Below are 18,392 nucleotides of genomic sequence, written 5' to 3'. Positions count from 1 at the left end.
TTGAGGCTGGCGGCAGCCGTTCACGTGGGGGCCGACCGCTGACAGCTTTTCACCCAAAGCCGACATGGATGACGCCTAAGTTAGACCGCCAGAAAGCAGACGTTCAAACCTGTCTATGCGTTCGGCGGCGTCGTCGGCGTCAAGGTCTGGCGACTAGCTTGAATTCGCCCTGGTCCGGGTCGTCTCGCTTGTAAAAATCATCTAGGTCCAGCACACAACGTCGGATTGACCGGAAATCGGTCTTTGGAACTTCATCGGAAAAGTCTTGGGTGCCTTGGCCAAGATCAAGCAGGCCCTTCGGCGCACCCTTGGTGTTGATGAGATCAACGTAACAGCCGTAGTCGATGCCGTAGACGTGATATCGGACTCCTGGTGTGTCCTGCGCAGACATCCCCTTGCGAAGCACATGCAAAACGCGCTCGTCGTAGAGGTAGTCAATCAACTTGTCTTTTAGGCCTGCTTCAAGCAGAAACGCTTTGGTCTGGCGCTCTTTAATCACCTTGTCGATGATCCAAGTAAGCAGCTGCTTCGCCTGATCGTTGGCGCTGACGTTGGGGTCCTTTGAGCCTTGATAGTGGCGCAATGCTGCACCTCTCGCATCGCTGACCGAAATGGCCTCGCCCTTCGCGCGCTGTGCCGCATACGTCAGCAGATACATGGCATCGCGAGGGACACCTTCAGCGGCCCGGACGATTTCTTCAAAGGCATTTGCTTGCGTGAAGCCCATCGAGATGAGCTGCGCCTCATCCTTGGGAGGGGCTTCGCCCTCCTGTGTCATCACGTCCTGGACGTGGCGCAAGACAAGTTTCTTGAAGAAGGCGACCGACTGCTGAGCGTCGTTGTCGAACACCATGTATTCATCAAGGGTCACCGCGGCTGCCACGTCGGCGCCAAGCTCAAGCCCCAAGTTGCCCGTAACCGAGTTAGGCACAAGGAAGCGGCTGCGTTGCTCAATGGCGGCGAGCTTCACAGAGATGCCCGGTGTAGGCAGGACGGCGCGGCGAAGCAAGTCAGCAAGATACGGCTGCAGGTCTAAGGGGATCTCGCTCCATTCATCGATCAGCAACCACAGCCTTTTTTTGGGAAGCGTGGCCACAAGTTTGCGAAAGGCCGCGCCAACGTTTCCGAAACTTACCCGCGCGACCTCGGTGCCCTGCTGGACAAACTTTGTGCTTGCGGCGTTCTTGGTGGTCTGACCTGCTGTGGCCTCTGCGCCGAGGCTCGGAGCTTTGAGCGATAGCGTGGCCTGAAGTTTTGCCTGCGCTGTCTCTCCTGCCTCTTCAAGAGTGGTCGCTTCAAACGTTGTGGTGCCGACAACTCGGACATCTTTGATGACATCTGCCAGTTGATCTAGCAGCGGCCCGGTGGCGCTGAGGTCTGCGGCGTCATGATCCACAACCTGCTCGAATATTGCGCCGTGGATCGCGCCGAGGACTTCTAGAAGGAGGCGCGTGCCACGCTGCACGATTGACGTTGCGCTGTCGCCATAGATGCCATTGCTTGAGCCAATCGTCCGGAGGTCCAACTGAATAGCCATTTCGCCCGCAGCACGGCGTGACTGGCGGATGTGCGTCAGCAGATGGGTCTTCCCCGTACCCCGGCGGCCAAAGACAATTTGATGGTCAACGGAGGTCAGCACCGAGACGGCCGACCCGAACTCAACGAAGGTGCGTTCCAACACCGCGTCATCTTGACGATCGGCACGAAGCACGAACTTGAGGAAGGCGTGATTTAGGGGGGACATCCACTCTCCCGAGGCGCGACGCTGTATCCGCACAGCATAGCGACGCTTCGTTGGCGCCGAGGGCCTGACCGCGCTCGGCGTTCAACTTTGTGACCCAAGGTTTAACTGGCTAAATGGTTGACCCAAGCCCAGGTGAGGGAATCACCGGCTGACAGGCCAAATCAAAGGCGGCTTCAGGCTGATCTCGGTCGTTCGCCTTCTGCGCCCGAAAGACGACTCCCGCTGCAAAGCCGCCCCTCAGGCGACCTCGACCACCACCCGTGGCCAGCGCTCGGTGTAACGCTTGCTCTCGCAACGCCCGCGGTAGGTCTGTTCGCTGACGCGCACCGGGTTGCGGCGGATGCGCATGCCGAGCAGGTCGGTGAGGCCGTGGGGTGCGATGACGTGCAGCACCTCATCGTCGTCGAGCCAGACGCCCACCGCCGTCGCCGGCTCGGGCCAGCTGGCGATGGCCTCGTCCAGCGAGTGCAGCGGCTCGACGGCATGGCCGAAATGACGCTCGAACCACAGATGCACGCCGGCCTGGTTGGTCACCTCCCAGGGCAGGCCCGGGCAGCGCTCGGCGAGGCGGCTTTGCAGCGCCGCATCATGCGCGGGCCTGAGGTCCTGCCCGCAGAAGTAGGCGAGGTCCACATCGGCCAGCTCGGAGCGCGGCTGGTCGTGCAAAGCGTCCCAGACGAGGTTGCGCAGCGCGCCGGCGCCTATGCACCACTGCGCCAGGCCCAGCTCTCGGCCGGCACGCAACGCAGCCATGAACCACGGCGCCTCGCGCACCAGCGCCGTGAGCCGCGCGGCGTCGCTCACTGGGCGCGCTCCTTGTCCTGCAGTGCCCGCCACATCACCTTGCCGGCGCCGCTCTTGGGCAGGCTGTCGACGAACTGGATGCGGGCCGGCACCTTGTAGGCGGCCATGTTGGCGCGGCACCAGTCGCGCAGCTGCTCTTCGGTGAGCGACTCGTGCCCCGCACGCCTGACGACGACGGCCTTGACGGTCTCGCCGCGGTAGGCGTCGGGCGCGGAGACGATGCAGGCCTCGGCGATGCCGGGGTGGGCGTGCATGAGGTTTTCCACCTCGGCCGGCCAGACCTTGAAGCCGCTCGCGTTGATCATGCGCTTCAAGCGGTCGGTCATGAAGAAGTAGCCGTCGGCGTCGACATAGCCGATGTCGCCGGTGCGGAAGAAGCGCTTGCCCTCGAACTCGATGAAGGCGGCACGCGTGGCTTCCGGCTGGCGCCAGTAACCGTCGAACACCATGGGGCCGTGGACGATGATTTCGCCGGCCTCGCCCACGGGCAGTTCGCGCAGCGTGTCGGCGTCCACCACGCGGGCGTCGCAGCTGATGTAGGGCACGCCCAGGCATTGCTGCTTGGGCGCGTCGTGCGGGTTGCTGTGGCTGGGCGCGGCGGTCTCCGTCAGGCCGTAGCCCTCGGCATAGCGCAGGCCCCAGCGCTGCCAGAGGCGCTCGGCAATGGCCTGCGGCATGCCCGCGCCGCCGCCGCCGATGTAGATCAGGCTGCCGAGGTCGAAGCTGTCCACCTGCGGGCTGGCCAGCAGATCGATGACCATGGTGGGGATGTTGGTCCAACGCGTGACGCGGTGCTCCTTGATGAGGCGCGCGGCGTATTCGCGCTGCCAGCGCGGCATCAGCACGAGGGCCGCGCCACCCATCAGCGCGCCGTGCATGATGACCACCATGCCGGTGATGTGGAACATGGGCACGACGCCCAGCACCACGTCCTCCTGGCTGCCGTTGGCCCACAGCGCGCCGGCGAAGACGTTGTGCTGCAGGCTGCGGTGCAAGTGCATGCAGCCCTTGGGGTTGCCGGTGGTGCCGCTGGTGTAGGGCAGCAGGGCGAGGTCGTCGGCGCCGACATCGAGTGCCGGCGGCGCGGCGGTGCAGGCCAGCGCATCGGCCCAGGCGGTGGCGCCGTCGGGCAGGGCGATGTCGGCGTTGAGCCAATCGGCCCAGCCTGGGGGAAGACCGTCGCCATCGGTGCGACCGCCGGGCAGCACCTCGGCCAGGCGCGTGACGAGCAGGTCCTTGGCAGCCATGCCGGCGTGCAGCCATTCGGCGCTGAGGTCGGCACTGGTGATGGCCAGCACGCCGCCGCTGTCGTCGATAAGGTGCCTCAGCTCCGCCGCCTTGTTCATCGGGTTGACCGGCACGACGACGGCGTTGGCGCTGAGGACGGCGTAATGGGCGATGACGAGCTGCGGGCAGTTCTGCAGGCCCACCAGCACGCGGTCGCCCTTCTTCACGCCGCGTTGGGCCAGCCAGGCGGCCAGGCGTTCGACCTGCGCGGCCAGCTCGGCGTAGGTCGTCGTGTGGCCCAGGAAGACCAGCGCCGGCCGTTGCGGAAAGCGGCGAGCGCTGACGAGCAGGTTGTCGGGCAGGGCGGTGGCCGGCGTGGTGATTGCGTGCGGCACGCGGGCGGGCCAGAACTGGTGGTGGGCTCGGGTCATACGTGCACCCTTCGCGCTACGCGCTGTCCCGCCAAGCGGGAATGAGCCCTTTCGGGCGGCCGTGCAGGGCTCATGCGGAGGTCTCCGGTCTGTTGGCCACCACCAGATAGACGCCCAGCAGCGTCACACCCATGCCGGCAATGGCTTGTGCGCCGAGTGTGTCGCCGAACAGCAGCCACGCCATCACCGAGGTGACAGAGGGCACCAGATACATGGTGCTCGTGACGGCCGTGACGCGGCCGTGGCGCAGCATGTGGAACATCAGGCTGATGCCGCCGGCCGTCAGCACGAGGATGCTCCAGGCCATGGCGACGAGCACATGCGCGTTCCACTCGATGCGCATGGGCTCGAACGCCCAGGCCAGCGGCAGCGTGACGGCCAGCGAGGCCATGAACTGCACCACCTGGCCGGTGCGCAGGTCGAAGTGCGGCACGAAGCGCTTCTGGTACAGCGTGCCGGCGGTGATGCCGAGCAGGGCCATCAGGCACAGCAACAGCGGCGGGCCGAAGCCCGCGCCGAGGCTGAGCTTGTGCCAAATGACGAGCACGACGCCGGCCAGGCCGAGCGCCACGCCCAGCCACTGGCGGGGCGCGACGCGCTCGCCGATCAGCGGCGCTGCTGCGGCCACCAGCACCGGCTGCAGGTTGACGACAAGGGCCGCCGTGCCGGCCGGCAGGCCCTGGCGGATGGCGACCCAGACGCCCGCAAGGTACAGCGCCTGGATGCCGATGCCGGCAATGGCCAGATGCAGCATCTGCCTCCGCGACGGCCACTGCGCCCGCGCGGCGAAGGCCAGGCCGAGCATCAGCACGACCACGCCGGCATAGCGCCAGCTGAGAAAGGTCAGCGGGTCGGCATACGGCGCCGCCAGCTTGGCGGCGAGGTAGCCGGTCGCCCAGATGAAGATGAACAGGGGCGGGGCGATGCGGTCGAGCAGGGACATGAGGCCATCATGCCAACAGACGGGCGCTCATGAGCCGAACCAGCTCGGCCGGCTCGGGCAGGGGGCCGTGCAGGGGCAGGCCGGCGAACGCCGCGTCCAGGCTCAGATGCGACAGGCCATGGGCCAGGCTCCAGCCGGTCAGTGCGATCAGGGGGCCAGCGGCAGCGTCGAAGCGGGTGGCGGCGCCGAGCAGCACGCGGAAGGACGCTTCGGCGGCACGGTCCAGGCCCGGGTGCTGGTGGCGCGAGGCCAGTACCGGGCCGAACATCAGCCGAAAGCGTGCCGGGCGGCGGCGCGCGAAGTCGACGTAGGCCGAGGCGATGGCCAGCAGCTGCTCACGCGCATCGGCCGGATGGGCCTCGACAGCGGCCTGCATGGCTGCGCCCAGCTGCTGGAAGCTGCGCTCGGCCAGCGCGGTGAGCAGCTCGGGCAGGCCGGCGAAGTGGTGGTAGGGCGCCGCATGCGACACACCGGCGCCGCGCGCCACATCGCGCAGGCTCAGGTTTGAGGCGCCGCGCTGGGCCAGCAGCGCCTCGGCCGCGTCGAGCAGGGTTTCGCGCAGATCGCCATGGTGGTAGCTGCCCGCCGGCTTGGCGCGCGGGCGCGGGGCGCGTTCGACCGCCGGCTTGGCAGCGGGTGCAGCCGCAGGTTTGGCCGCAGGTTTGGCCGCAGTGGCAGCAGACTTGGTGGGCGCTGCGACCGGGCGCGCGCCAGCCCTTGGCCTGGCGGCGCCGGTCGCTGCGGTCCGCGGGGCGGGCATGGTCTTTCCGGGCAGAGCGGCCTTGGGCATGCGGCGCATCTTGCCACGCGCAAGATCGAGGCGGATACTGCGCCCTATCTTGACATTGTCAAGATCAGTCCGAGCCGCAAGGCCAAAGGAGACGCCATGTATCACGCCATCGTCGAACGCAAGCTGCGGGCGGCCTTTGCCGAGCTCAACATGGGGCGCTACGACGGCATCCCGGCGCAGTTCGCCGCTGCGCATCGGCACCGCATGGTGGGCGCGCATGCGCTGGGCGGCGAACGCCACGACCTGACTGCGACGACGCGCTGGTACGGCCGGCTGCAGCGCCTGCTACCCGGGCTGCGCTTCGAGCTGGATGGCGTCTGGGTCAGCGGCTGGCCCTGGCGCACGCGGGCCGTCGTCAGCTGGCGCGATGCCTTCCAGCTGCCAGGCGGTGCAGAGGGCAGCAATGTGGGCATGCACGAGTTCGAGCTGCGCTGGGGCCGCGTCCACTCACTGACGGTGCATTGCGACACGGCGCGGCTGGTGGGCTATCTGGCCGAGGTGGCCGCAGCCGGTCAGCCCGAGGCGCTGGCCGAGCCGATCACGGGTTGATGCGAGGGCTGCGCGTCGACGAACTCGCGCAGGCAGCGCAGGCACAGGCAGGCGCCGGGGTAGCGCTCGGCCAATTCGGCGCGCAGCGCATCGTTCAGGCGGATGCCAAAGCAGGCGCAGTGGCCGGCATTGGCGCCGCACTCGAAGCCGCCGCCGCAGCGCGGGCAGGTGGCGGCCAGCAGCTCGCCGCTCATGCGCGCACCTCGCGCAGCGCCGCTTCGCAGAGCTGGCCCAGCACGTCGGCGTTCACGTCGGACAGGCGCTTGATGTAAACGCATCCCTTGCCCTCGCGGTGCCGGCCCAGCTGGGCGAGCAGGGCGCTGCGGGTGGCACCGGTGGCGTTCACGTAGAGGCTGATGTCGCCCTTGCCACCGGCACCGCTGGCGAAGCCGATCTCGAAGATGTCGCCCTCGCGGCCGCTGTCGTAGACGTAATGGTGGTGGCCGAAACCGACCATGCGGCCCCACATGACGGGCGGGTGGCCGCTGACGCGCTGCATCAGCGTGGCCAGCGCGCGGCAGTCGGCCGCGCGTGCCTCGGGCTGGGCGGCAAGGTAGGCCTCGACGTCGGCGGCGGTCGGGACGGTCTTGTTGGCTGCGGCCATGGCGGGCGGCTCCGGTTCAGAGCGGTGATTGTGGATCGTCGTCCGGCGGCAGCAGCGGTGTCGCGCGGGCCAGGGCCATCCAGGTGGGGAAGTCGGGCTTGCAGGCGCGTCGGGGCGCGGGCCGGGCCAGCTCGAGGTGGGTCGCGTGGCCGATCAGCACGCCGTAGTCGAGCGGGATCTCCTCGGCCTGGGCAATGCCGGCCTTGATCACGAACCAGCACTGACCGCACAGCGCCCGGTAGGCAGCGGACTTGGCTGGCCGACGCAGCTCGCCGAGCAGGTCGGCGCGGCTGACCTTGATCTCGTGGATGGCGGGCTCGAGGTAGTCCTCGACCGTGCTGTGGCGGATGGAATAGACGTCCGGCATGGCGTTGACCCAGAGCGTCTTGCCGTCGTCCTGGGGCAGACCGGCGCGCAAGGCCAAGCCGCGCCAGGCGATGCGGCCGGCGCGCTGCATCTCTGTGGCGACGCGCTCGACGAGCAGTTCGTGGGCATCCCTCGCCGCTCGGTTTCGGGTCAGCGAGTCGGCGATCAGCCTCACGCCCAGGTCGGTCACGCGCAGGCGTTCGCGGCCATCGGGCTCAAGCAGGCGCTCGACCCAGCCAGCGGCGAGGAGCTCGATCTCGACGAGGTCCTGGCAGGGCCAGCCGGCGCTGCGCCAGAGCTGGCGCAGGCGCTGCAGTTGAAAGCGCGTGGGCGAGGGCATGACACATTCTTGCCGCCCCAAAGACAAAGCCCCCGGGCCGGGGGCACGGGGGCTTTGCGAAGGGGCGGTGCGCTTACGGGCGCTCGCGCTTGGGCAGGGCGGTCAGGCCGGCGATGGGCGACGTCGTCGTGATGCCCGACGTCGTCGGCACGGCAAAGAAGGTCCAGACGCTGTTCGCGGGGAAGACAAGTGCCGGGTTGGTGTAGGCCGTGCCGGCCGGCACGGTCAGGTCCACCTGGACGCCCGTTGTCGACGAAGACGTCGTGCTGAACGTGGAGGCACTGCCAGCCGCGATGTTGGACGCGACGGAACCAAAGGCAACGTTCAAGCCGGCGCCCGAAGTCGGCAGCGCGTTGACGAGACGGACCTTGACGTCACCGTTGACGGTGGGTAGGCGGTTGTCGTCGTCCAGCACGGTCAGCTGCGGGTTGGCCGGATCGCCCCAGACGAGCAGCGTGGTGTCCTTGCCGGCGACGAGCGGCGGCAGCGGCGTCGTGAACGTCTTGGCGACGTTGTCGATGGCGAACGTGATCGTGGTGGCGCTCGACGCGGTGGCCGACGTGGTGACGTAGTCGCTGATCAGCGGGCTGATCGCGCTGGTGAACATCTGCTGGTCATTGACCTTGGAGGTCACCTTGCCGCCACCGCTGAGCGCGGCAACGGTGCGCACGCGGCTTTGCGTCGTGGCGAAGTTCTTGGCGGCACCCTTCTGGACCAGGGTGATGCCGTTGACCAGCACGCCGCCTTCGGTTGCCGTCAGGATCAGCGTGTTCACGCTGGCCGAGTCGAGCGTGACGGAGGGGATGTCCAGGCGCAGGTCGTTGCGCTTGTTGTAGCCGGTCACGCGCACACGGAAGCTGCCCGAATTGATCTTGATGTAGCCGCTGCCCGAACCGCCATTGAGGTTGGTGGCCAGCGCGGTGGCGGTGTCGAGGGGATCGGCTGCGCCCGTGACGTACACGTCCAGCGCGCCAGCGTCGGGAGCGAGGTTCAGAACCAGCAGCTTGGCGCTGTTGGCGGCCGGCGCTTCTTCCGACTCCTGCAGCAGCGTCGTGCGAATGGCACCGGCGAAGCCGTAGCTGATGTAGGTGTAGTTCGACCCTTCGGTCAGCGTCGGCGTTGTGGCCGAGATGCTGGTGCCCACCGGATTCGCGGTCACCTTGGTGGCGGTGGCGTTGGTGTCCACGCCGCCGTACTCGCCCACGCTGGCGTAGGCCACGCTGGTGTTGATCTTCTTGTCGTTGACCTCGAGGTCAAGCGAGTTGTAAGAGCGCGTCGCATTCAGCAGGCGCACCTGGGTGCTGCCGCCGCCATCGCCGCCACCGCCGCCGCAGGCGGTCAGGAATGCAGTGGCCGACAAGCTCAGCGTCAAAGCCAACCGCGTGGCCCAAGGGGTGAATCGCATCGAGAACTCTCCGAAAAAACCAGAACGCCGGGCCTTGTGAACAAAGGTGCGGCCAGAACGCAGACCGGCGATTAGAACCCAAGCCGGCCATGTCCCCATTGCCGCTGTCTAGCAGCGGGTGAAGAACTGTTGCTGCCCAGCGGCTGCCGGTCCGTTGAAAGGGGCGCGCGTCACTGAGGAGATTCCTCCAATTCCGGACGGCCTGCGCTGGGTAGCATGGGCCGGATGAACTATCCCAACCTTCTCGCGCCGCTGGACCTGGGCTTCACGACGCTGAAGAACCGCGTGCTGATGGGCAGCATGCACACGGGCCTGGAGGACGGGCGGAAGCACTTCGAACGCATGGCGGTGTTCTTCGCCGAGCGGGCGCGGGGCGAGGTGGGGCTGATCGTGACGGGCGGCTTCGCGCCCAACATCGAGGGCTGGGCCAAGCCGTTCGCCGGCACGCTGGCAACGAGCGGCGCGGCGCGGCGGCACAAGCTCATCACGGATGCCGTGCATGCCGAGGGCGGCAAGATCGCGCTGCAGATCCTGCACACGGGCCGCTATGGCTATTCGCCGCTGTGCGTGGCGCCGTCCCGAATCCAGAGCCCGATCACGCCGTTCACGCCGCGCGAGTTGTCGGCGCGCGGCATCGAGCGGCAGATCCGTGCCTTCATCCGCTGCGCGAAGCTGGCCCGCGAGGCCGGCTACGACGGCGTGGAGGTCATGGGCTCGGAGGGTTATTTCATCAACCAGTTCCTCGTCACGCACACCAACCAGCGCGAGGACGGCTGGGGCGGGTCCTACGAGAACCGCATGCGCCTGCCGCTGGAGATCCTGGCCCGCATGCGCGAGGCGGTGGGGCCGGACTTCATCATCATCTACCGCCTGTCGATGCTGGACCTCATCCCGAACGGCAGCTCATGGGAAGAGGTTGCCGAGCTGGCGCGGCGCGTGGCCAGGGGCGGCGCCACCCTCATCAACACCGGCATCGGCTGGCACGAGGCGCGCATCCCGACCATCGCCACCAGCGTGCCACGTGCGGGCTTCGCGTGGGTGACCGCAAAGCTTCGGGCCAAGCTGCGCGAGGAGGGCATCACGACGCCGCTGATCACCAGCAACCGCATCAACACGCCGGAGGTGGCCGAAGGCGTGCTGGCGGATGGCTCGGCCGACATGGTGTCGATGGCGCGACCCTTCCTGGCGGACGCGGAGTTCGTCAGGAAGGCACGCCAGGGCCGGGCGGACGAAATCAACACCTGCATCGCCTGCAACCAGGCCTGCCTGGACCACACCTTCGCGCAGAAGATCTCCACCTGCCTCGTCAACCCGCGGGCGGCCTATGAGCAGGAGATCGTCGTGCGGCCGATCGCGGTCGACGGGAAGAAGCGCATCGCCGTCGTTGGCGCCGGGCCGGCGGGTCTCGCCGCCGCGACGACGCTGGCCGAGCGCGGCCATGCGGTGACGCTGTTCGACGGCGCGGCCGAGATCGGCGGCCAGTTCAACATGGCCAGGCGCATCCCCGGCAAGGAGGAGTTCAGCGAGACGCTGCGCTATTTCCGCCGCCGCATCGAGGTCACCGGCGTGGAGTTGCGGTTGAACTGCCGTGTGGATGCGGGCGCGCTGAAGGGCTTCGACGAGGTGCTGCTGGCCACCGGCGTCAGCCCGCGCGACCCGAAGATCAAGGGCCAGGACGAGGGCGCGGCGCGCGGCCAGGTGCTGAGCTACATCGACGTGCTGAAGCATGAGAAGCCGGTCGGCGGGCGCGTGGCCATCGTCGGCGCGGGCGGCATCGGCTTCGACGTGGCGGAGTACCTGCTGGAAGCCGGCCACTCGCTGACGCTTGACCCCGCCGCCTGGCGCCGCCACTGGGGCGTGGGCGACCCCGAGCAGGTGCGCGCCGGGCTGCTGCGGCCGGCGCCGGAAGCGCCCGCGCGCCAGATCACGCTGCTGCAACGCAAGGCCGGCAAGCCGGGCGCGGGCCTGGGCAAGACGACCGGCTGGATCCACCGCGCGGCGCTGAAGATGAAGAACGTCGACATGCTGGCGAGCGTCAACTACGAGCAGATCACGGCCGAGGGGCTGTGGGTCAGCTATGGCGAAAAGCGGGCGGATGCGCAGTTGATCGAGGCTGACACCATCGTGCTGTGCGCCGGGCAGGAGCCACTGCGCGAACTCGAGGCACCGCTGCGGGCGGCGGGCATCAACGTGCACCTGATCGGCGGCGCGCTGGAGGCTGGGGAGCTGGATGCGAAGCGAGCCATCCTGCAGGGGACGACGCTGGCCTGCCGGCTGTAGGTCAGTTCAGGAAGTACTTGCACAGCTGGTAGAGCATGTCGTCGGCCTGCTCGGTGATCTCCATGCCCGAGGCGAGGTCGAAACTGGAGTCATACCAGCCGCAGGCTTCGGGCTTGGTCTCGGTTTCAGCGTCCGGCGCCGCGACGCACGACGGCACGGTCATGGCGACAGCCGGCTTGGCGAGGGACCTGGGTTGCGAGACGTTGAAGAGTTGCATGGCGGGCTCCGGTTTGAGGGCTTGGACGTCTTGAAGAACGCACACCCTCAGCATCGGCGGCCGGCCTTTCGGGGGACATCACCCAGAGGGTGGGACGACGGGGGAGGCGGCGCCGGCACTTCCCCCCGACTCCCCCTAAAGGGGGATATGAAAATGGGTCAGGTTCTATTTATGCCCCGCTACGCCGCCGTCCGGGCCTGTCGTTGGAGCTGAAGCCGGCGGTGCGCAGCTGCTCCGCCGGCCGGCCGTTTTCGAACGGGACCCCATTGACGAGGTCTTTTCGCTGAACCTGCTGTCCAGCGTGGAGCGCGTGATGGCGCAGAACCGGCATGCACCGCGAACCACGCCGCTGAACGGCGGCCCGGCCCCGCCTGCGACGCCTGCAGCAGATCGACGGGCCGGGCTGGGACTACGACAAGATCCGCTGAGCCAGCTCCCGGCGCGCGTCGGTACCTATCCAGCGCGCCGACTTCTCTTTGCGTTCACAAAGCCGCTCCGCCACAGTAAGCGCAGGCTCACATAGCGACGGGCTGCGTTTGCCAATCTGGCGGAGCGCCCAGTTCACGGCCTTCTTGACGAAGTTGCGCTCGTCGCCGGCCGCCGCTTCGATCAGCGGCAGGCGGGCGAGGAAGTCGGCGTCCGGCCGCTGCTTCTGGTGCACTGCCGCCACGGCCAGCAGCGCGAATCCGGCGCGCTTCTCGAACTCGGGCTCGCGCACCGCCCAGCGCGGGATGGCGTCCCAGGCCAGCGGGCTTTTCACAAAGGCATTCAGGCAGGCTTGGTCGCAGACGTCCCAGGCGCACATGCCGGCCACCCAGCGGTCCATTTGCGCCACGGTCAGCCTGGCCGGCTCGGCCACCATGCCGGCCAGGATTTGCGCATCCGGGATGCCGGTGTCCCACAGCGCCAGCGCCAGCGCGTGGTCGCGCCTGAACTCGCGGGCCAGCGAGCGCAGCGTCGGCACGGCCAAGCCGAGGCGACCCTCGCCGGTCAGGCCGAAACGAGCCATGGCGTCGAGCGCGTCGGGCCGCGCGTGCCCGTGCAGCGCCGCAAGGGCATCGTCTAGGCGAGATGAGCGCGGGTCCGACATGCGCCGATTCTGCGGGGTCAGCGCAGGTCGATCAGCAGCTCTGCGGTCTGGTGGTTGCCCGGTGGAGGGTCAGCCGCAGCGGCAGGCCATCAGCCGGCACAGACGTGGCGGTGAGCCGCATCGCCACGGTTCGTAGCGCTACTGAGCGCACAAGCTTGTGCGGCAAACGCAGATGCCGCGCTGCCGCAGGCGCCGCACAATGGCAGCCTCGACACAATCGAACCCAGCAGGCCCGATGAAGCACACCCTCTGTTTCGCCGCCCTGGTGACCGCGCTCCTGATCTCTGCGGCGCCCCTCAGCCATGCGAGCTCCGGCCCCGGCGTGACCTGGCAGGCCGCTGCGGCCGATGCCGACATCGATCGCGCCTTCACCCAGGCGCTAGCCGAAAAGAAGCCCGTGCTGCTGTATTGGGGCGCCAAGTGGTGCCCGCCCTGCAACCAGCTCAAGGCAACGCTGTTCAACCGCGCGGACTTCATCGAGCAGAGCAAGGCCTTCGTGGCCGTGGGCATAGACGGCGACGGCCCCGGCGCGCAGAAGCTGGGCACACGCTTCAAGGTGCGCGGCTATCCGACGCTGATCCTGTTCAGCCCGGCCGGCAACGAGATCACCCGCCTGCCCGGCGAGGCGGATGCGGCCCAGGTCATGAAGGTCTTGCAGCTCGGCATGTCCAGCGGCCGGCCGGTCAAGGCCGTGCTGGCCGATGCCAGGGCGGGCAAGCGGCTCTCGGCCAACGAATGGCGGCTGCTGGGCTTCTACGGCTGGGAGACCGACGAGCAGCAACTGCTGCCGGTGGCCGAACGCCCGGCCACGCTGACGCAGCTCGCCAAGGCCAGCGAAGGGGTGGACGCCGAGACGGCGACGCGCCTGTGGCTGAAGTCCATCGGCGCCCTGGCTGAAGGCAAGGCCACCGACCCGGCCCAGCTGCCGCGCCTGCGCGGTGTGCTGGCAGACGCAGCCAAGAGCCGTGCCCAGATGGATGTGCTGAGCAACGAGGCACCCGACCTGGTGCGCGCCGTCGCGCCAGGCGCCGGCGACACGCGCTCCCAGCTCGTCGCCGAGTTCGACGCCGCGTTGAAGCGCCTCAACGAAGACACGACGCTGTCCCGCGCCGACCGCCTGAATGCGCTGCAGGCGCGCATCGAGCTGGCGCGGCTGGACACGGCCCGGGAAGAGCCGCATCCGACGACGATTCCCGCCGCGCTGATGACCGAGGCACGCGACCAGGCGGCCAGGGCGAACCGCGAAATCACCGACGGCTACGAGCGCCAGGCCGTCATCACACAGGCCGCCTACCTGCTGGGGCGCGCGGGCCTGTGGAAGGACAGCGACGAGCTGCTGAAGGCGGCGCTGGCGCGCAGCCACTCGCCCTACTACCTGATGAGTCAGCTCGGCGGCAACGCGAAAAAGCAGGGCCGCAAGGCGGACGCGCTGCGCTGGTACGAGGAGGCCTTCAACAAGAGCGAGGGCCCGGCCACGCGCCTGCAGTGGGGCTCTAACTACTTCGCCGCATTGATCGAGCTGAGCCCGGAAGACGCGCCGCGCATCGAGAAGGCCGCGGCCCAGCTGTTTGCCGAGGCGGCCAAGGACCCCGGCGCCTTCTACGAGCGCAGCGCGCGCTCGCTGAAGAAGGTCGCCACGCTGCTGGCCGACTGGAACAAGACGCCTGCCCAGGTGGCAGCCGTGGGCCGGCTCAAGGCCCAGCTCGATGGCGTCTGCGGCAAGCTGGACGGCAGCGATGCCAAGGCGAAGACGGCCTGTCAGGGGCTGATGAAGCCCGTCAACAAGGCCTGATCTAAACCCCGTCCGACAGCAGCGGTTCGCGCCGCAGGTCGGCGTCCACATCCATCAGCACGCTGGCCAGCTCCAGCGTGCGCCACAGCCCTTCCGGCATGGCCATGATGGCCTCGGGGGTGCGCGCCTGGCTGACCCAGGCGCCGATCTCTGCATGCTGCTCATGCGTCAGCAGGCAACGGTCACGCATCTCGTCGAGTGTCTGCACGCTCAGCCTTTCATCGCGGCGGGGCCGCTGGTGGGAGGTTGGGAGAAGCTGGCGCTATTGCACCATAGGCCGCCGTTCAGCACGCGCCTGAGGCCATTCAGACGCGCCATGCCGCCGGCCAGACTTCTCACAGCGGCGGCGCACGCGGCGGCCCGGATACTCGCGGCCATCCGGTCCCTGGAGCCCTGCATGCCCTTTCCCGCCCGGCGCGCCCTCGCGCTTGCCGCCGCCCTGTTCGCCGCCACGGCCCAAGCCGCATCGCCGCTGAAGCCCTGCCGCATCGACGGCATCCCCAACGAGCTGCAATGCGGCAGCCTGCAACGCCCGCTGGACCCGGCGCGGCCGGACGGCGTGAAGGTCGACATCCACTACCTCGTCGTGCCGGCGATGGCACGCAACAAGCAGCCCGACGCCGTGCTGATGCTGGCCGGCGGCCCCGGGCAGAGTGCCATCGACGTGGCCGCGCGCGTGCTGCCGCGCCTCTCGCGGCTGAACAACCGCCGCGATCTCGTCTTCATCGACCAGCGCGGCACCGGCAAGTCCGCACCGCTGGACTGCCCCGACGAAACCAAGCTGCCCATCACCGAGCAGCTCGACACCGCCGCGCAGATGCGGCGCCTAGACGCCTGCCGCGCCACGCTCGAGAAGTTGCCGTACGGGGACCTGCGCTTCTTCACGACGACCATCGCGATGCAGGACATGGACGCCGTGCGCGAGGCGCTGGCCGTGCCGCAGTGGAACCTCGTCGGCGGCAGCTACGGCACGCGCGCCGCGCTGGAGTACCTGCGCCAGTTCCCGGCCAAGGTGCGCCGCACCGTCATCGATGGCGTCGCGCCGCCGGACATGGTGCTGCCCGCCAGCTTCTCGCCCGACACGCAGGCGGCGCTGGACAAGCTCATCGCCGCCCACGCCAAGACCCACCCCGAGCTGCGCGCCGACTGGCAAAAGCTGCTCGCCTCGCTGCCCCGCCAGGTGACGGTGGCCCAGCCGCTGACCGGCCAGCCCGAGCGCTTCACCGTCGACCGCGAGCTGCTGCTGCGCGCCGTGCGGCCGCCGCTCTATCAGCCGGCCCTGGCCGCCGCGCTGCCCGCCGCCATCCATGCGGCGGCAAGCGAGGGCCGCTTTGAAGGCCTGTTCGGCCTGACGACCGCCTTCAACGGCGGCAAGGGCATGAAGCTCGCCGCGGGCATGCACTTTTCGGTCATCTGCGCCGAGGACGTGCCCCGCCTCGCCAATGCCACCGACAAGCCGGGCGAGGACTACCGGACCGTCGATGCCGACATGTACGCCCGCGTCTGCAAGACCTGGCCCCGTGGCGACGTGCCGGCCGGCTTCTACACGCTGCCGCCCGCGCCCAGTCCCGTGCTGGTCATGAGCGGCGGCGCCGACCCCGCCACGCCGGCCCGCCACGGCGAGCGCGTCGCCAAGGCGCTGGGCGTGGGCCACCCGGAGCGGGTGCAGCACCTCGTCGTGCCCGAGGCGGGCCATGGCGTCATGGCCGTGGGCTGCGTGCGCGACGTGCTGTTCCGCTTCATCGACGCGAAGACGGATGCCGCCGCGCTGCCGCAGGACGCGGCCTGCGCGACGCGCATCCCACGCCCACCCGCCTTCCAGCCCGTGCAAACAGGGGCCGCCAAATGATCGAGATCCAGGACGTTCACAAGCAGTTCACCACCCGCACCGGCGCCGGGCTGTTCAAGCGCGGCAGCAAGCGCGTGGTCCATGCCGTGCAGGGCGTCACCGTCACCGCCGCCAACGGCCGCATCACCGGCCTGCTGGGCGCCAACGGCGCAGGCAAGACGACGACGCTGCGCATGCTGGCGGGCCTGTTGGCGCCGGACAGTGGCCACATCGCCTGCGACGGCATCGTCGTGAAGGACGCGCCCTTGAAAGCGCTGGCCCGCATGGGCATCCTCGGCGACGCCCACGGCCTTTACCCGCGGCTGAGTGCGCGGGAGAACATTGCCTACTTCGGCCGCCTGCAGGGCATGGCGCTGGACGCCGCCAACGCGCGCGCCGAGGAGCTGGCGCGGCTGCTGGAGATGCAGTCCATCCTGGACCGCCGCGCCGAGGGCTTCAGCCAGGGCGAGCGCATGAAGACGGCGCTGGCCCGCGCCCTGGTGCACGACCCCGCCAACATCGTGCTGGACGAGCCCACCAACGGCCTGGATGTGCTGGCCACCCGCGCACTGCGCGAGGCGCTGCGCTGGCTGCGCAGCCCCGAGGGTGGGGGCAAATGCATCGTCTTCTCCACGCACATCATGCAGGAGGTGGAGCAGCTCTGCGACGAGGTCGTCATCGTCTCCCACGGCCGCAGCGTGGCGCACGGCAACGTGCCGGCGCTGCTCGAATTGGCCGGAGAACAACGCTTCGAGGACGCCTTCGTGAAACTCGCATTCCCTGAGGAGGTCGCGGCATGAAGCACGCGTGGATCGTCTTTACGAAAGAACTCGCGGACGCGCTGCGCGACCGCCGCACGCTGCTGCGCATCCTCGTCCCCGCGCTGCTGATGGGGCCGCTGCTGCTGATGGCACTGTCGGGGCTGATCGCGTCGTTCGAGGAGCGCGCCGAGAAGCGCGAGGTGGCGGTCTACGGCGCGGACAACGGCCCCACGCTGGTGAACTACCTGCAGCGCCAGAGCTACACCATCCTCTCGATCAAGGGTGAAGAGCTCCGGGAGGGCTACGAGAAGGGCCTGCGCGCGGGCAAGATGGCGGCGCCGCTGCTGGTGATCCCGGCGGACTTCGAGGCCAAGCTGCTGGCGGGCGAGGCGCCTGTCGTCGAGGTGATGAGCGACAGCGCCAACCAGCGCGCCCAGGCCGGCGTGGGCGGCGTCAAGGGCCTGCTGTACGGCTTCAACCAGGAGCGCGCGTCGTTGAACCTGGCGATGCGCGGCGTGTCCATCGAACTGCTCAAGCCCATCGACATCGAGGAGCGCGACCTGGCCAGCATGCAGGCCCGCGCCGCGCGGCTCAGCAGCATCATCCCGATGTTCATCATCATGGCCGTGCTCTACGGCGCGCTGACCGCCGCGCTGGACAGCACGGCCGGCGAACGCGAGCGCGGCTCGCTGGAGCCGCTGCTGATGAACCCCGCGCCGCACGGGGCCATCGTCGTCGGCAAGTGGGGCGCCGTCGCGCTGCTGGGCATGGCCGTGGCGCTGCTGTCGAGCTTGAGCTTCGTGCCCGCGCAGTGGCTGCTGAAGAGTGACAGCCTCCAGGCGATGTTCCAGTTCGGCATGCCGGAGGTGCTGGCCTTCTGGCTGCTGCAGATCCCGCTGGCGGCCGGCCTGTCAGCCATGCTGATGGCGCTGGCCATCCGCTCCAAGACCTTCAAGGAGGCGCAGGCCGGCAGCACGCTGATCGTCACCGCCATCAGCCTGGCGCCGATGGTCACGCTTCTGAACCCGGGCGGCGACGCGGCCTGGTACGTGTGGGTGCCGGGCCTGGCGCAGAACACGCTGATGCTGGCCGTGCTCAAGGGCGAGACGCTGCGCTGGGGCCAGGTCTTGCCCGGCGTCGTCGTCGGCTTTGCGCTGACGGCGGTGGCGCTGTTCTATGTGGCGCGGTCGATGCGGGCAGCGGTGGCACGTTAATCTGCTG

Annotated in this window: 18 protein-coding genes; 6 read left to right on the top strand and 12 right to left on the bottom strand. The window is 68.7% G+C overall.

Annotated elements, in window-relative coordinates:
- Positions 1–139: 139 nt before the first annotated feature.
- From AC0IZJ_RS18975 to AC0IZJ_RS18955, 5 genes are all read right to left on the bottom strand, one after another.
- Entirely contained in the window at positions 140–1,744 is a 1,605-nt protein-coding gene (locus AC0IZJ_RS18975) for a hypothetical protein (RefSeq protein WP_471852851.1), read from the bottom strand.
- A 237-nt stretch (positions 1,745–1,981) separates the two neighbouring features.
- Complete coding sequence (locus AC0IZJ_RS18970; RefSeq protein ID WP_471852850.1) at positions 1,982–2,548, bottom strand: nucleotidyltransferase family protein; 567 nt, start codon at positions 2,546–2,548, stop codon at positions 1,982–1,984.
- On the bottom strand, positions 2,545–4,206 hold the full coding sequence (locus AC0IZJ_RS18965; protein ID WP_471852849.1) for a long-chain-fatty-acid--CoA ligase: 1,662 nt from the start codon (positions 4,204–4,206) through the stop codon (positions 2,545–2,547). The genes AC0IZJ_RS18970 and AC0IZJ_RS18965 overlap by 4 nt, the downstream gene beginning before the upstream one ends.
- A 70-nt stretch (positions 4,207–4,276) precedes the next feature.
- Positions 4,277–5,149, bottom strand: a complete 873-nt coding sequence (locus AC0IZJ_RS18960) for a DMT family transporter (protein WP_471852847.1) — start codon at positions 5,147–5,149, stop codon at positions 4,277–4,279.
- A gap of 7 nt (positions 5,150–5,156) precedes the next feature.
- Positions 5,157–5,909, bottom strand: coding sequence for a TetR/AcrR family transcriptional regulator (locus AC0IZJ_RS18955; RefSeq protein WP_471852845.1), 753 nt, complete (start codon positions 5,907–5,909; stop codon positions 5,157–5,159).
- 126 nt (positions 5,910–6,035) lie between these two features.
- On the opposite strand from AC0IZJ_RS18955, the gene AC0IZJ_RS18950 reads away from it, so the two are divergent.
- A complete protein-coding gene (locus AC0IZJ_RS18950) occupies positions 6,036–6,488 on the top strand; it encodes a nuclear transport factor 2 family protein (protein ID WP_471852843.1) in 453 nt (150 codons plus the stop codon).
- Here AC0IZJ_RS18950 and AC0IZJ_RS18945 read toward each other — a convergent pair.
- The 4 genes from AC0IZJ_RS18945 to AC0IZJ_RS18930 form a co-directional block, all read right to left on the bottom strand.
- On the bottom strand, positions 6,452–6,682 hold the full coding sequence (locus tag AC0IZJ_RS18945; protein ID WP_471852841.1) for a cysteine-rich CWC family protein: 231 nt from the start codon (positions 6,680–6,682) through the stop codon (positions 6,452–6,454). The two genes, AC0IZJ_RS18950 and AC0IZJ_RS18945, sit on opposite strands and share 37 nt — an antisense overlap.
- Positions 6,679–7,092 carry a DUF1801 domain-containing protein gene (locus tag AC0IZJ_RS18940; RefSeq protein ID WP_471852839.1) on the bottom strand — a complete coding sequence of 138 codons (414 nt, stop codon included), beginning with the start codon at positions 7,090–7,092 and terminating at the stop codon, positions 6,679–6,681. The genes AC0IZJ_RS18945 and AC0IZJ_RS18940 overlap by 4 nt, the downstream gene beginning before the upstream one ends.
- A gap of 16 nt (positions 7,093–7,108) precedes the next feature.
- Positions 7,109–7,798: a hypothetical protein gene (locus tag AC0IZJ_RS18935; protein WP_471852838.1), complete on the bottom strand. Its 690-nt coding sequence runs from the start codon at positions 7,796–7,798 to the stop codon at positions 7,109–7,111.
- 73 nt (positions 7,799–7,871) lie between these two features.
- Entirely contained in the window at positions 7,872–9,203 is a 1,332-nt protein-coding gene (locus AC0IZJ_RS18930) for a DUF4397 domain-containing protein (protein ID WP_471852837.1), read from the bottom strand.
- 216 nt (positions 9,204–9,419) lie between these two features.
- Between AC0IZJ_RS18930 and AC0IZJ_RS18925 the strand changes: the two genes are divergently transcribed.
- Positions 9,420–11,483 (top strand): oxidoreductase, encoded by a 2,064-nt coding sequence (locus AC0IZJ_RS18925; RefSeq protein ID WP_471852835.1) that lies wholly within the window; start codon positions 9,420–9,422, stop codon positions 11,481–11,483.
- Between the two features lies 1 nt (position 11,484).
- Here AC0IZJ_RS18925 and AC0IZJ_RS18920 read toward each other — a convergent pair whose 3' ends face one another.
- Entirely contained in the window at positions 11,485–11,700 is a 216-nt protein-coding gene (locus AC0IZJ_RS18920; protein WP_471852833.1) for a hypothetical protein, read from the bottom strand.
- Between the two features lie 409 nt (positions 11,701–12,109).
- Positions 12,110–12,790 carry a DNA alkylation repair protein gene (locus tag AC0IZJ_RS18915; protein ID WP_471852831.1) on the bottom strand — a complete coding sequence of 227 codons (681 nt, stop codon included), beginning with the start codon at positions 12,788–12,790 and terminating at the stop codon, positions 12,110–12,112.
- Positions 12,791–13,025: 235 nt separating this feature from the next.
- On the opposite strand from AC0IZJ_RS18915, the gene AC0IZJ_RS18910 reads away from it, so the two are divergent.
- The gene (locus AC0IZJ_RS18910) at positions 13,026–14,582 is read left to right on the top strand and encodes a thioredoxin family protein (protein WP_471852829.1); all 1,557 of its coding nucleotides are present in this window, start codon (positions 13,026–13,028) and stop codon (positions 14,580–14,582) included.
- A 1-nt stretch (position 14,583) separates the two neighbouring features.
- Here the strand turns inward: AC0IZJ_RS18910 and AC0IZJ_RS18905 are convergent, their stop codons facing one another.
- Positions 14,584–14,790 carry a hypothetical protein gene (locus tag AC0IZJ_RS18905; protein WP_056269021.1) on the bottom strand — a complete coding sequence of 69 codons (207 nt, stop codon included), beginning with the start codon at positions 14,788–14,790 and terminating at the stop codon, positions 14,584–14,586.
- 189 nt (positions 14,791–14,979) lie between these two features.
- Between AC0IZJ_RS18905 and AC0IZJ_RS18900 the strand changes: the two genes are divergently transcribed.
- Genes AC0IZJ_RS18900 through AC0IZJ_RS18890 form a run of 3 tightly spaced genes read left to right on the top strand, consistent with a single transcriptional unit; the run spans position 14,980 to position 18,385 of the window.
- Positions 14,980–16,431: an alpha/beta fold hydrolase gene (locus AC0IZJ_RS18900; RefSeq protein ID WP_471852827.1), complete on the top strand. Its 1,452-nt coding sequence runs from the start codon at positions 14,980–14,982 to the stop codon at positions 16,429–16,431.
- The gene (locus tag AC0IZJ_RS18895; RefSeq protein ID WP_471852825.1) at positions 16,428–17,210 is read left to right on the top strand and encodes an ABC transporter ATP-binding protein; all 783 of its coding nucleotides are present in this window, start codon (positions 16,428–16,430) and stop codon (positions 17,208–17,210) included. Before AC0IZJ_RS18900 ends, AC0IZJ_RS18895 begins: the two co-directional genes overlap by 4 nt.
- The gene (locus tag AC0IZJ_RS18890; protein ID WP_471852823.1) at positions 17,207–18,385 is read left to right on the top strand and encodes an ABC transporter permease; all 1,179 of its coding nucleotides are present in this window, start codon (positions 17,207–17,209) and stop codon (positions 18,383–18,385) included. Before AC0IZJ_RS18895 ends, AC0IZJ_RS18890 begins: the two co-directional genes overlap by 4 nt.
- Positions 18,386–18,392 lie beyond the last annotated feature (7 nt).

This window comes from Roseateles sp. AC306 (assembly GCF_979253795.1).
Note: the sequence above shows the minus strand (reverse complement) of the source record. Positions and strands in the feature narration are given on the sequence as shown.